Consider the following 13,334-nt stretch of genomic DNA (forward strand, 5'->3'; position numbering starts at 1 on the left):
GGCCGCACCGCGTCCCGCCGTACCACCGAGACTCCCGGAGCACCTTCCACGTGAGCGAACCGTCACGCCGCCGACCGCGTCCCGCCGCCCGTCAGGGCCGCAGCCAGGGAGGGCCCCCGCAGGGCGGCCGGCCCTACCGCAAGCCCCAGCGCGACCCCGTGCGCATCCTGGCGTTCGAGGCCCTGCGGGCGGTCGACGAGCGCGACGCGTACGCCAACCTCGTCCTGCCGGCGCTGCTGCGCGAGGCCGAGGCCGAGGCGGCGCGCAAGGGCCGGGAGTTCGACCGGCGCGACGCCGCGCTCGCCACCGAGCTGGTATACGGCACCCTGCGCCGCCGGGGCACGTACGACGCGGTGATCGCGGCCTGCGTCGACCGGCCCCTGCGCGAGGTCGACCCTCCGGTGCTGGACGTGCTGTCGCTCGGCACGCACCAGCTGCTGGGCACCCGCATCCCCTCCCACGCGGCCGTCTCCGCCACCGTCGAGCTCGCCCGCGTGGTCCTCGGCGACGGGCGGGCGAAGTTCGTCAACGCGGTGCTGCGCCGGATCGCCGCCCGGGACCTGGGCGCATGGCTGGACGAGGTGGCACCGCCCTACGACGAGGATGCCGAGGACCACCTCGCCGTCGTCCACTCGCACCCGCGCTGGATCGTCTCGGCCCTGTGGGACGCCCTCGGCGGGGGCCGCGCGGGCATGGAGGAACTGCTCGCGGCCGACAACGAGCGCCCCGAGGTCACCCTCGTCGCGCGCCCCGGCCGCGCCACCGCGCAGGAACTCGCCGACGCCCTTCCCGCGGACACCACCCTTCCCGGCCGCTGGTCCCCCTGGGCGGTCCGGCTCGCCGAGGGCGGTGACCCCGCCGCCATCGAGGCGGTGCGCGAGGGCCGCGCCGGTGTCCAGGACGAGGGCAGCCAGCTCGTCGCCGCCGCCCTGGCAGCGGCCCCGCTCGGCGACGGCCCCGACCGGCTCTGGCTGGACGGCTGTGCGGGCCCCGGCGGCAAGGCGGCCCTGCTCGCCGCGCTCGCCGCGGAGCGCGGGGCGGCCCTGGTCGCCTCCGAGAAGCAGCCGCACCGGGCCCGGCTCGTCGCCCGCGCCCTGGCGGGCAACCCCGGCCCGTACGGGGTGATCGTCGCCGACGGCACCCGCCCCGCCTGGCGTCCCGGCGCCTTCGACCGCGTCCTGGTCGACGTGCCCTGTACGGGCCTCGGCGCCCTGCGCCGCCGTCCCGAGGCGCGCTGGCGGCGACGGGCCGAGGACGTCCCGGGCTTCGCGCCCCTGCAGCGCGGCCTGCTGGAGTCCGCCCTGAGCGCGGTGCGCGTGGGCGGGGTCGTCGGCTACGCGACCTGCTCCCCGCACCCGGCCGAGACCCGCGCCGTCGTGGAGGACGTCCTGGGCCGCCCTGGCGCCGTCCCCGCCGAATGGGTCGACGCCCGCCCGCTCATGCCCGGGGTCCCCGACCTCGGCGACGGCCCGGACGTCCAGCTCTGGCCCCACCTGCACGGCACCGACGCGATGTACCTCGCCCTGCTGCGCCGCACCGGCGAGTGAGCGCGCGCGGGTGCGGTCCGGACGTCCGGACCGCACCCGCGCGGCGGCGGCTCAGGGGCTCAGCAGTAGAGGTTGGCGCCGGGGCTGACCCCGAGGATCGCCGTGAACTGCTGGTACTTGGTCACCCGGCTCTGCACCTGCGCCGGGTTGCGGCCGTCGCACTCCAGGGAGCCGTTGATGGAGCGGATGGTCTGGCCGAAGCCGGCCTGGTTCACCATGGCGTTGTGCGGGGTCATGCTTCCGGGGCCGCTCTGGGTGTTCCAGTACCAAAGACCCGTGCGCCAGGCCACGGCCGCGTCCTGCTCCACGCGCCAGGGGTTGCCCAGCAGGTCGATGCCGAGGGCGTCGCCGGCGGCCTTGTAGTTGAAGTTCCAGCTGAGCTGGATCGGTCCGCGGCCGTAGTAGGCGGCCTGGCCGGCCGGGCAGCCGTAGGGCTGGCCCCAGTCGCAGTAGTGCGGGTAGTTGGCGGTGTTCTGCTCGACCACGTACACCAGCCCGCCCGTCTCGTGGCTGACGTTGGCGAGGAAGGCGGCGGCCTCCTGCTTCTTGACCGTGTCGCCACCGGAGTTGGCGAAGCCCGGGTAGGAGCTCAGCGCCGCGACCAGGCCGCTGTAGGTGTAGAAGCCGTTGCGGCCCGGGAACATCTGGTTGAACTGGGACTCGCTGACCACGAATCCGGACGGGTTCGTGCCGCCGCCACCGCCGCTCGCGGGGGCGTTCCACTTCTGGTTCGCCCCGCCCGTGCAGGTCCAGATCTGCAGCCGGGTGGCGTTGGCGGAGCTGTTGTCCCGGACGTCCAGGCACTTGTCGGCGGCGGGGTTGACGATGTCGCGCGCCGCGGTGACGACCCACTGCTGGTTGGCGCTGCCGGAGCAGTCCCACAGCTGTACCGCGGCCCCGTCGGCGGTGCTGCGGTCGACGACGTCGAGGCACTTGCCGAGGGCGCGCAGTGTGCCGTCGCCGGGGTTGGACCAGCGCTGGGCGCCGGTCCCGTTGCAGTCGTAGAGCTGTACGGCGGTGCCGTTGGCGTTGTTCGCCCCGGCGACGTCGACGCACTTGCCCGCCAGGCCGCTGATCTGGCCGTCCGCCGCGCGGGCGGTCGGCGTCGCGACGAACAGGGTGGCCAGGAGCGCCGCGAGGACGGCGAACACCGCGGACGGGCCGAGGACGGTACGTCCTGCGGGAAGCCGTCCGGCGAGGGACGTGGACATGGGGGAGTCGCTCCTTACCCGGCCCGGGGCCGTGGTCGTGGGGGAGGGAGCTTCGCGGGGGTGCTCCGCACGGCAGGCGCGGGTGGTTCCGTGGAGGTCGCGCGCGGGCGCGGCGCGTGTGCGTCGTGTCCAGGGCGGCGTGAACTTCCCTGCTGCACCGTCCCGTTGAGCCCAGCTAGGTCTAGACCATGCCAGGGTGACGGGGTCACGTCAATACTGGAAGGGGTGGTGGGACCCGGCGCGCCCGGCCCCGTGGCGCACCCCTGTCCCGCGCCCGCCGTCCGCAGCGGCGAGAATCGTCCTGGAACGGCAGGCCCGGAACCGCCGGTCCGGCAGGTCGCGCACCGCGCGGCGGCCGGCGGTGAGGGCCGGACAGGAAGGAACGACCGCGATGCCCGCGGAGAGCAACTGGGGCGGCAATGTCGCCTTCACCGCACGAAGGCTCCACCACCCCGAGTCCGTCGCCGAGCTGCAGGAGATCGTGGCCCGGGCGCCACGGGTGCGCGCCCTCGGGACCCGGCACTCCTTCAGCACCGTCGCCGACACCGACGGCGAGCACGTCTCGACCTCCCGGCTGCCCGCCGTGATCGACGTCGACCGCGCCGAGCGCACCGCCACGGTCGGTTCGGGGCTGCGCTTCGGCGAGATCGTCCACGCGATCGACGAGGCGGGCCTGGCGCTGCACAACCTCGGCTCGCTGCCGCACATCTCCGTGGCCGGGGCGTGCGCCACCGGCACCCACGGCTCCGGCACCGGACGGCGCAGCCTGGCCGGCGCGGTCCGCGCGCTGACCATGGTCACCGCCGACGGCGCGATCGCCGAGGTCCGGCGGGGCGAGGCCGACTTCGACGGCTCGGTCGTCGCCCTGGGCGCGCTGGGCGTCGTGACCCGGCTGACCCTCGACCTCGTCCCGGCCTTCGCCGTGCGCCAGACCGTCTACGAGGACATGCCGCGGGAGGAGTTCCGGGAGAACTTCGATGCGGTGATGTCCGCCGGGTACAGCGTCTCGGGCTTCACCCGCTGGCGGGACCGCGCCCTCGACCAGGTCTGGCTCAAGGAGCGGGTAGAGGCCGACGGGACGGAGCCCGCACCGCCGACGTGGTTCGGTGCCACCGCGGCCGACGGGCCGCGGCACCCCATCCCGGGCATGCCCGGTACGCACTGCACGCCGCAGCAGGGGCTTGTCGGCCCCTGGTACGCGCGGCTGCCGCACTTCCGCCTGGAGTTCACCCCGAGCAGCGGCGAGGAGATCCAGTCGGAGTTCTTCGTCGACCGGCGCGACGCCGTGGCGGCGTTCGACGCCCTGTGGCAGGTGCGGGAGCGGTTCTCGGCCGAGGTGCTCATCGGCGAGATCCGCACCGTGGCGGCCGACCCCCTGTGGCTCAGCCCGGCATACGAACGGGACAGCGTCGCCTTCCACTTCACGTGGGCCCCGGACGCCGAGGCGGTGGCGCGGGCGGTCAGGGTCGTCGAGGAGGCGCTGCGCCCCTTCTCCGCCCGTCCGCACTGGGGCAAGCTCTTCACCGCCCCCTCTCCCGGCGCGCTGCGCGAGCTCTACCCGCGCTACGACGACTTCCGGGCGCTCGCCGCCCGGCTCGACCCGTCCGGGGTCTTCCGGAACACCTTCATGCGTGAGCACTTCCCGGACTGACCCGGCGTGCGCGCCCGGCGCGCCCCGGCGCCACCGATGTGCCGCCCGCCGGGGCGGGTCATAGACTGACCGCGGTCGAAATGTCCCGTACGAGAGAGTTGGGCATCATGTCCAAGCGAGGCAACAAGCGGCGCGCCCGGAAGAAGAAGGGCGCCAACCACGGCAAGCGTCCCAACGCGTGACACACGCCGGGCCACGGTGACCGCCCGCGCCAGGCGCGGGCGGTCACCGCTGTCCGGGGCTCATGTACCGCTGCGAGGGGTCCGGCACCGCCCGCTCCCCGGCCGGGAGCGCGCTGGTGCGGGAACGGTCGAGCCGGCTCGGCCACCCCACGCGGTGCCGCATGTCGAGGGTGAGCGCGGTGACCAGCACCGACCGTACGACCATGGTGTCCAGCAGGAGGCCGAAAGCCACCGCGAAGCCGATCTCCGCGAAGCCGATCTCCGCGAAACCGGCGACGGGCAGCGTCGCCAGGGCCGCGAAGGTGCCGGCGAGCACCAGGCCCGCGGAGGTGATCACGCCGCCGGTCGCGGCGAGAGCGGTGAGGATGCCCTCGCGGGTCCCGGACAGCGCGCTCTCCTCGCGGATCCGCGTTGAGGAAGATGGTGTAGTCGATCCCCAGCGCCACCAGGAAGACGAGGACGAACAGCGGGAACGCCGTGTCCTCGCCCTGGAAGCCGAAGACGTGCCGGAAGGCGAGCGCGCTGACGCCGAGCGCGGCGGCGAAGGAGAGCACCACAGGATGACGACGACCACGGCGAGGGCGCTGTACAGCAGGGTGCCGTCGATACCCTCGAACGCCTCGGCGGAGTCGGCCGCGAAGCCGCCCGGTCCGGCGATGTGCACCTCGAGGGCGCCAATGTCGTCGGCGGTGACGGCGCGGATGCCGGCGACCGCGTCCGTGAGGCCCGTCCAGCCGCCCTCGTCCATGCTGACGGGGACGATGAGCTGCGCGGCCCGCGGGCCGGCGGCGCGCTTCTCGTGCACCGGGCCGACGGTGCGGTCGCCGAAGACGCCGTGCGCGGTCATCTCCCGTATCAGCGCGGCGTCCTGAGCGACCGTCGCACGGTCGGCCCCGGTGAGCCCGCCGGGCCGGGCGTAGACCACGACAGCCGGGGCGGTGTCGGGGAGGAACCGCTTCTGCAGTTCCAGGACCCGGGTCGACTCCGCGCCGCCGGGCAGCCAGGAGGAGTCGTTCTGCTGCGCGTCCGTGAGCTTCTGGGCCAGCGGCGCGACCACGACCAGCAGGGCCAGCCAGAGCGCGGCCACGATCCATTCGCCGCGCCGGCCGCAGACCAGGACCGCCCAGCGGCGTGGAGCCTTCACACCCGCCACCTCCGCCTCGTCCAAGGCGTCCCCCGGGGAGTGCTCTCCGATCCGCACGGCATCCCACGCCCGCAAGGGCCGTGCGGAGAGGTTTTCCACAGCCGGACGCCCGGGTGCGCGGGGAGGGGGCGGGCACCGCCATACTGGACACATGGCCGTGCAGATCAACCCCAGTATCCTCTCCGCCGACTTCGCGCGCCTCGCCGACGAGGCGCGGGCCGTGGAGGGCGCGGACTGGCTCCACGTCGACGTGATGGACAATCACTTCGTCCCCAACCTGACGCTCGGTGTGCCGGTCGTGGAGTCCCTCCACAAGGCGACCGAGACCCCGCTCGACTGCCATCTGATGATCGCCGAACCGGACCGCTGGGCCCCGGCGTACGTCGAGGCGGGCGCGGGCTCCGTCACCTTCCACGTGGAGGCGGCCGCCGCACCCGTGCGGCTGGCCCGGGAGATCCGCGCCAAGGGCGCGCGGGCCTCGATGGCGCTCAGGCCGGCCACGCCCGTCGAGCCCTACGAGGACCTGCTGCCCGAGCTCGACATGCTGCTGATCATGACCGTGGAGCCGGGCTTCGGCGGTCAGGCGTTCCTCGACATCATGCTGCCCAAGATCCGCCGGGCCCGGAAGCTGATCGACAAGCACGGTCTGGACCTGTGGCTGCAGGTCGACGGGGGAGTCTCGGCCTCCACCATCGAGCGCTGCGCCGAGGCTGGGGCGGACGTCTTCGTGGCCGGCTCCGCCGTCTACGGAGCCGAGGACCCGGCCGAGGCGGTACGGCGTCTGCGCAAGCAGGCGGCGGCGGCCTGCGCGCACTGACCACTCCGTGGGCACCGTGCCCCGGTACCCCGGAGTACGTGCGAGGATGAGCGCGGAGCCGATCAGATGCGCAACTGGGGAGAGAACGTGACCACAGGCCGCACAGGGGTGCGCATGGGCCCCGGCGAGATGGTCCAGGCGGCGGCGATGGCACGCCGCTTCTACTTGGAGGGAAAGTCCAAGATCCAGATCGCCGAGGAGTTCGGCGTGAGCCGCTTCAAGGTGGCGCGTGTCCTGGAGACCGCCCTCGAACGTGACCTCGTGCGCATCGAGATCAGGGTCCCGGCGGAACTCGACGCCGAACGCTCCGACGCCCTTCGGGCCCGCTACGGGCTGCGGCACGCCGTCGTCGTCGAGTCGCCCGCCGACGAGACCGACGGCCCCGATCCGGAGAACCTGGGCGCGGTCGCCGCCCAGCTGCTCGGCGAACTGGTCAGCGAGGGCGACGTGCTCGGCCTCGCCTGGGGGCGCTCCATCATCACCATGGCCAACGCCCTGGACCGGCTGCCGCCGTGCACGGTCGTCCAGCTCACCGGCGTGTACGACGCCGGCACCGCCGACCGCGGCTCGGTCGAGGCGGTCCGCACCGCCGCGGCCGTCTCCGGTGGCGAGGCCCACCCCATGTACGCCCCCATGGTGCTGCCCGACCCTGCGACCGCGGCGGCGCTGCGTGCCCAGAGCGGTATCGCGGCGGCCATGAGCTACTTCGACAAGGTCACCGTGGCCGTGGTGTCGATCGGCTCCTGGGCGGCCGGCATCTCCACCGTCCACGACGCCCTGACCGAGGCCGAGCGCGAGCACTACGCCTCCCTCGGCGTCGCCGCGGAGATGTCCTCGCACCTCTTCGACGCCGAGGGCCTGCTGGTCGGCCGCGACCTGGGCGAACGCTGCATCACCATTGAGGCGGACCGACTGCGCCGCATCCCCGAGGTGCTCGCCATCGCCGGCGGCCTGCGCAAGGCCGCCGCGGTCGACGCCGTGCTGCGGTCCGGTCTGGTGACCAGCATCGTGACGGACACCGCCGCCGCCGACTACCTGCTCGACTCCACCGCGCCCATGCCGCGCCCCGCCCTCGACCGCGCCGACCCCGAGGTGCTGCGCCGGGCCTAGGCTCCCGCCGCGCCAACGCTTCGCCCTCCGCTCGCGTGCCCTGCGAGGCGGGGGGCGCGGGGTGTGGCAGCATCGCCGCATGCCGACCGGCCCCGTCCGCCGTGCCACCGCGATCGCCGTCGCCCTGCTGGGCTGCCTCGCGCTGCTGCTCACCGGCTGCTCCCGGCCCGCCGCCGAACCCGTGGCGGCGGTGCCCACGGTGTCCGCCGCGAGCCTTCCTCCCGAGGCCCGCGAGACACTCCGGCTGATCGACGCCGGGGGGCCTTTCCCGTACGCGAAGGACGGCACCGTCTTCCACAACTTCGAGGGCATCCTGCCGAAACGCCCGAGCGACTACTACCGCGAGTACACCGTGCCGACCCCGGGGGCACCGGACCGCGGCGCCCGGCGCATCGTCACCGGCGCCGGCGGGGAGGCCTACTACACCGACGACCACTACAAGACCTTCAGGGCGGTCCGCAGATGACGGCAACGGCGGTGCTGGACCTGCAGGGGGTCACCACCAAGAGCGCGTTCATGGAGCGCTGCGCCGAGCAGTTGCGGCTGCCCGGCTGGTTCGGCCGCAACTGGGACGCCCTCTACGACTGCCTCACCGACCTGCCCGACCCCGAGCGGGGCGGACTGCGTCTGGTGGTCCGCGGCTGGCGCGACTTCGCGGCGGCCGAACCGGGGGAGTGGCGGACCGCGCGCCGCGTGCTCGCGGAGGCGGAGGCCTTCCACGACCCCGCCGTGCTCCCCCTGCGGGTCGTCCTGGAGGAACCTACGAACGACCCTTCGTGATCACCGGAGTTTCCTCCGTGTTCAATCCGGCTCCGCTCGTGCAAAAATGAAGTACGTGCGTTTCCTCAATGATGCAAAGCCTCCGTACGACCTGACGTACGACGACGTGTTCATGGTCCCCAGCCGCTCGGCGGTGGGATCCCGCCAGGCGGTCGACCTCTCCGCCCCCGACGGCAGCGGCACCACCATCCCCCTCGTGGTGGCCAACATGACGGCCATCGCCGGACGCCGTATGGCCGAGACCGTCGCCCGGCGCGGAGGTCTCGTGGTCATCCCGCAGGACATCCCGATCGAGGTGGTCACCGAGGTGATCACCTGGGTGAAGCAGCGGCACCACGTGCTCGACACCCCGATCGTGCTCGGCCCCCACGCCACCGTCGCCGACGCGCTGGCGCTGCTGCCCAAGCGGGCGCACGGCGCCGCCGTCGTGGTCGAGGACGGCCGTCCGGTCGGCATCGTCACCGAGCACGACCTCACCGGCGTGGACCGCTTCACCCAGGTCTCCGTGGTGATGTCCAAGGACCTCGTCCTGCTGCCCGCGGACATCGACCCGCGCGAGGCCTTCAACCGCCTGGAGGACGCCAACCGCAAGCTGGCCCCCGCCGTGGACGCCGACGGCAAACTGGCCGGCATCCTCACGCGCAAGGCGGCGCTGCGCGCCACCCTGTACACCCCGGCCACCGACGCCGGGGGGAGGCTGCGCATCGCCGCGGCCGTGGGCATCAACGGCGACGTCGCGGGCAAGGCCAAGCAGCTGCTCGACGCCGGTGTGGACACCCTCGTCGTCGACACCGCCCACGGCCACCAGGAGAGCATGATCCAGGCCGTGAGGGCCGTCCGCGCGCTGGACCCGCAGGTGCCGGTCGTGGCCGGCAACGTCGTCTCCGCCGAGGGCGTCCGCGACCTGATCGAGGCCGGCGCCGACATCGTCAAGGTCGGCGTGGGCCCGGGCGCGATGTGCACCACCCGGATGATGACCGGCGTGGGCCGCCCCCAGTTCTCCGCCGTCATGGAGTGCGCCGCCGAGGCCGCCCGGCACGGCAAGCACGTCTGGGCCGACGGTGGCGTCCGGCACCCTCGCGACGTCGCCATGGCGCTCGCCGCCGGCGCGTCCAACGTCATGATCGGCTCCTGGTTCGCGGGCACCTACGAGTCGCCCGGCGACCTGCAGCAGACCGCCGACGGCCGGCCGTACAAGGAGAGCTTCGGCATGGCCTCCGCCCGCGCCGTGGCCAATCGCACCAGCGAGGAGTCCGCCTACGACCGCGCCCGCAAGGGGCTGTTCGAGGAGGGCATCTCCACCTCGCGGATGTTCCTCGACCCGGCCCGCCCGGGTGTCGAGGACCTGATCGACTCGATCATCGCGGGCGTCCGCAGCTCCTGCACCTACGCCGGTGCCGCCAACCTCTCCGAGTTCGCCGACAAGGCGGTCGTCGGCATCCAGAGCGCGGCCGGCTACGCCGAGGGCAAGCCGCTGCACGCCAGCTGGCAGTAGCCGCCACCCCCGGCGGGCGCCCCGTTCACACAAGCGGACGGGGCGCCCGCGCGGACGGGGCGAAGCCGGTGCCCCGCTGCGACGCGATCACCCCGGAGCGCTGCGCCGGGCGGAGGGCGATCGGCCTCGTAGGCTGGTGCGCGAACGGCAAGCGCCGTTCTTAGCTCGCCCGCGAAGAGAAGTGACCCACCCCCAGTGCGACTGAACGAACTCGACGAACGCATCGTCCACGCCCTCGCCGAGGACGCCCGCCGCTCCTTCGCCGACATCGGCGGCCTCGTCGGGCTCTCCGCCCCGGCCGTCAAACGCCGGGTCGACCGGCTGCGGGCGGAGGGCGCCATCACCGGCTTCACCGTCCGCGTCGAGCCCTCCGCGCTGGGCTGGGAGACCGAGGCGTTCGTCGAGCTCTACTGCCGGCACAACACCTCGCCCGAGGACATCCGGCGCGGCCTGTCGCGCTACCCGGAGGTCGCGTCCGCCTCTACCGTCACCGGCGAGGCGGACGCCGTCGTCCAGATCTACGCCGCCGACGTGCGCCACTTCGAGCGCGTCCTGGAGCGGATCGCCGGAGAGCCCTTCGTCGAGCGCACCAAGTCCGTCTTGGTCCTGTCGCCGCTGCTGCGGCGCTACTCGGGAGCGCCCGACCGGCCGGAGGGGTGACCGAGGCCGTCCGAGCGCCCCTGCGCAACGAATCACCGCCGTCGGGCCCCGGCGCGCAACGAATCGGCGGTCGGTGCGCAACGGACGCGTCTTGTCGCCGCGAGGCCCGGAATCGTACCGTCGAGGCAGACCCGGAACACGCTTCCCACCAGGCGAAAGAGGCTCCATGGCGCCGCTGCGCACCGCGCTGTACCAAGGCCCGAGCGGCGTCCCCTCCTCCGTCGACGACAGCCTGGCCGCGCTCGACGCCGCCGCGCGCCGGGCCTCCGCCGCGGGAGCGCGGCTGCTCGTGACGTCCGAGATGTACCTGACCGGCTACGCCCTCGGTGACGCGGTCCCGGACCTCGCCGAGGCGGCCGACGGGCCCGCCGCCGCCCGGGTCGCCCGCATCGCCGCCGAGCACGGCCTCGGCATCGTCTACGGCTACCCCGAGCGCGACGGCTGCGGCGTGTTCAACTCCGCCCAGCTGATCGGCCCGGACGGCGAGCGCCTCGCCAACTACCGCAAGACCCACCTCTTCGGCGACTTCGAGCGCACCTGGTTCACCCCCGGCGACGACGCCGTCGTCCAGGCCGAGCTCGACGGCGTCCGGATCGGCCTCCTCATCTGCTACGACGTCGAGTTCCCGGAGACCGTGCGGGCCCACGCCCTCGCCGGCACCCAGCTGCTCGCCGTTCCCACCGCGCTCATGCGGCCGTACGAGTTCGTCCCGCGGACGCTCGTACCGGCCCGCGCGTACGAGAGCCAGTTGCACCTCGCCTACGCCAACCGCTGCGGGGCCGAGGGCGACTTCGACTTCGCGGGGCAGAGCTGCCTCGCCGGACCCGACGGCGCCGTGCGCGCCCGGGCCGGAGCCACCGAGGAGCTGGTCGTCGCCGACGCCGACCCGGAGCTTATGCGCGCGGTCCGCGAGGAGACCCCCTACCTCGAGGACCGCCGCCCCGAGCTGTACCGCTCGCTGGGCTGAGCCCGCCCCCACCGCCACCGCCCGCTTCACCGCTTCACAGCCAGGAGAACCACGCCATGACGTCCACGGTGCCCACCGCGGTCCACGACGAGCAGCACCCCGAGGTGCGGTCGGCGCCGCCGATCACCATGTTCGGCCCGGACTTCCCGTTCGCGTACGACGACTTCCTGGCGAGCCCCGCGGGCCTCGGCTCCATACCGGCGACCGAGCACGGAGCCGAGGTCGCGGTCATCGGGGGCGGCCTGTCCGGCATCGTCGCCGCGTACGAGCTGATGAAGATGGGCCTGAAGCCCGTCGTCTACGAGGCCGACCGGATCGGCGGCCGGCTGCGCACCGTCGGCTTCGAGGGCTGCGACGAGAACCTGACCGCCGAGATGGGCGCGATGCGCTTCCCGCCGTCCTCCACCGCACTGCAGCACTACATCGACCTGGCGGGCCTGGAGACCAGGCCCTTCCCCAACCCGCTCGCCCCCGAGACCCCGTCGACCGTCGTCGACCTCAAGGGCGAGTCCCACTACGCGCGGACCATCGACGACCTGCCCCAGGTCTACCGCGACGTCGCGCACGCCTGGAACTCCTGCCTGGAGGAGGGCGCGGACTTCTCCGAGATGAACCGCGCCATGCGCGAGCGCGACGTCCCGCGCATCCGCGAGATCTGGTCGAAGCTCGTCGAGAAGCTCGACAACCAGACCTTCTACGGCTTCCTCTGCGACTCCGAGGCGTTCAGGTCCTTCCGGCACCGCGAGATCTTCGGCCAGGTGGGCTTCGGCACCGGCGGCTGGGACACCGACTTCCCCAACTCCATCCTGGAGATCCTGCGCGTCGTCTACACCGAGGCCGACGACCACCACCGCGGCATCGTCGGCGGCAGCCAGCAACTGCCGCTGCGGCTGTGGGAGCGCGAGCCGGGCAAGATCGTCCACTGGCCGCACGGCACCTCGCTGAGGTCCCTGCACGACGGCGACCCCCGCCCGGCCGTGACCCGGCTGCACCGCACCGCGGGCAACCGGATCACCGTCACCGACGCCGCCGGCGACATCCGCACCTACCGCGCCGCGATCTTCACCGCGCAGAGCTGGATGCTGCTCAGCAAGATCGACTGCGACGACTCGCTCTTCCCGATCGACCACTGGACGGCAATCGAGCGCACCCACTACATGGAGTCCAGCAAGCTCTTCGTCCCGGTCGACCGGCCGTTCTGGCTGGACAAGGACGAGGAGACGGGCCGTGACGTGATGAGCATGACGCTCACCGACCGCATGACCCGCGGCACCTACCTGCTGGACAACGGGCCCGACGAGCCGGCCGTGATCTGCCTGTCGTACACGTGGTGCGACGACAGCCTCAAGTGGCTGCCGCTGAGCGCCGCCGAGCGTATGGAGGTCATGCTCAAGTCGCTCGGCGAGATCTACCCGAAGGTCGACATCCGGCGGCACATCATCGGCAACCCGGTGACCGTGTCCTGGGAGAACGAGCCCTACTTCATGGGCGCCTTCAAGGCGAACCTGCCCGGCCACTACCGCTACCAGCGGCGCCTGTTCACCCACTTCATGCAGGACACCCTGCCCGAGGACAAGCGCGGCATCTACCTGGCCGGCGACGACATCTCCTGGACGGCGGGCTGGGCCGAGGGCGCCGTGCAGACCGCGCTCAACGCCGTGTGGGGCGTCATGCACCAGTTCGGCGGCACCACGGACCCGACCAACCCGGGCCCGGGCGACCGCTACGACGAGATCGCTCCGGTCATGCTCGACGAGGACTGACGCGCCG

12 protein-coding genes and 1 pseudogene are annotated in these 13,334 nt (G+C 73.2%); 11 read left to right on the plus strand and 2 right to left on the minus strand.

Going from position 1 to position 13,334, the window contains the following annotated elements; genetic code table 11:
- The first annotated feature begins 50 nt into the window (after positions 1–50).
- Positions 51–1,547, plus strand: a complete 1,497-nt coding sequence (locus tag PV342_RS06310; protein ID WP_500316095.1) for an RsmB/NOP family class I SAM-dependent RNA methyltransferase — start codon at positions 51–53, stop codon at positions 1,545–1,547.
- 59 nt (positions 1,548–1,606) lie between these two features.
- Here PV342_RS06310 and PV342_RS06315 read toward each other — a convergent pair whose 3' ends face one another.
- Positions 1,607–2,758, minus strand: coding sequence for a glycoside hydrolase family 19 protein (locus PV342_RS06315; RefSeq protein WP_391577797.1), 1,152 nt, complete (start codon positions 2,756–2,758; stop codon positions 1,607–1,609).
- A gap of 391 nt (positions 2,759–3,149) precedes the next feature.
- On the opposite strand from PV342_RS06315, the gene PV342_RS06320 reads away from it, so the two are divergent.
- Both PV342_RS06320 and PV342_RS06325 read left to right on the plus strand, forming a co-directional pair.
- Positions 3,150–4,409 (plus strand): FAD-binding protein, encoded by a 1,260-nt coding sequence (locus PV342_RS06320; RefSeq protein ID WP_433418023.1) that lies wholly within the window; start codon positions 3,150–3,152, stop codon positions 4,407–4,409.
- A gap of 107 nt (positions 4,410–4,516) precedes the next feature.
- The gene (locus PV342_RS06325; RefSeq protein WP_373297613.1) at positions 4,517–4,591 is read left to right on the plus strand and encodes a 50S ribosomal protein bL37; all 75 of its coding nucleotides are present in this window, start codon (positions 4,517–4,519) and stop codon (positions 4,589–4,591) included.
- A gap of 43 nt (positions 4,592–4,634) precedes the next feature.
- Here PV342_RS06325 and PV342_RS06330 read toward each other — a convergent pair.
- A pseudogene (locus tag PV342_RS06330) lies at positions 4,635–5,888 on the minus strand (MMPL family transporter).
- Here PV342_RS06330 and rpe point away from each other — a divergent pair.
- The 8 genes from rpe (at position 5,887) to PV342_RS06370 (ending at position 13,327) form a co-directional block, all read left to right on the plus strand.
- Positions 5,887–6,552 (plus strand): ribulose-phosphate 3-epimerase, encoded by a 666-nt coding sequence (gene rpe / locus PV342_RS06335; protein WP_018564163.1) that lies wholly within the window; start codon positions 5,887–5,889, stop codon positions 6,550–6,552. The pseudogene PV342_RS06330 and the gene rpe overlap by 2 nt on opposite strands.
- Positions 6,553–6,618: 66 nt before the next feature.
- On the plus strand, positions 6,619–7,662 hold the full coding sequence (locus PV342_RS06340; RefSeq protein WP_037733358.1) for a sugar-binding transcriptional regulator: 1,044 nt from the start codon (positions 6,619–6,621) through the stop codon (positions 7,660–7,662).
- A 79-nt stretch (positions 7,663–7,741) separates the two neighbouring features.
- On the plus strand, positions 7,742–8,128 hold the full coding sequence (locus PV342_RS06345) for a guanyl-specific ribonuclease (RefSeq protein ID WP_018564161.1): 387 nt from the start codon (positions 7,742–7,744) through the stop codon (positions 8,126–8,128).
- Positions 8,125–8,442: a barstar family protein gene (locus tag PV342_RS06350; RefSeq protein WP_500316098.1), complete on the plus strand. Its 318-nt coding sequence runs from the start codon at positions 8,125–8,127 to the stop codon at positions 8,440–8,442. The genes PV342_RS06345 and PV342_RS06350 overlap by 4 nt, the downstream gene beginning before the upstream one ends.
- A gap of 46 nt (positions 8,443–8,488) precedes the next feature.
- Positions 8,489–9,937: a GuaB1 family IMP dehydrogenase-related protein gene (locus tag PV342_RS06355; protein WP_500316100.1), complete on the plus strand. Its 1,449-nt coding sequence runs from the start codon at positions 8,489–8,491 to the stop codon at positions 9,935–9,937.
- 195 nt (positions 9,938–10,132) lie between these two features.
- On the plus strand, positions 10,133–10,597 hold the full coding sequence (locus tag PV342_RS06360) for an Lrp/AsnC family transcriptional regulator (protein ID WP_018564158.1): 465 nt from the start codon (positions 10,133–10,135) through the stop codon (positions 10,595–10,597).
- A 166-nt stretch (positions 10,598–10,763) separates the two neighbouring features.
- Positions 10,764–11,564, plus strand: a complete 801-nt coding sequence (locus tag PV342_RS06365; RefSeq protein WP_400800448.1) for a carbon-nitrogen hydrolase family protein — start codon at positions 10,764–10,766, stop codon at positions 11,562–11,564.
- A gap of 56 nt (positions 11,565–11,620) precedes the next feature.
- Positions 11,621–13,327, plus strand: a complete 1,707-nt coding sequence (locus tag PV342_RS06370; protein WP_018564156.1) for a flavin monoamine oxidase family protein — start codon at positions 11,621–11,623, stop codon at positions 13,325–13,327.
- Positions 13,328–13,334: the final 7 nt, after the last annotated feature.

The organism is Streptomyces sp. PA03-3a (assembly GCF_033792735.1).
In the GTDB taxonomy this organism is placed as follows: Bacteria; Actinomycetota; Actinomycetes; order Streptomycetales; family Streptomycetaceae; genus Actinacidiphila.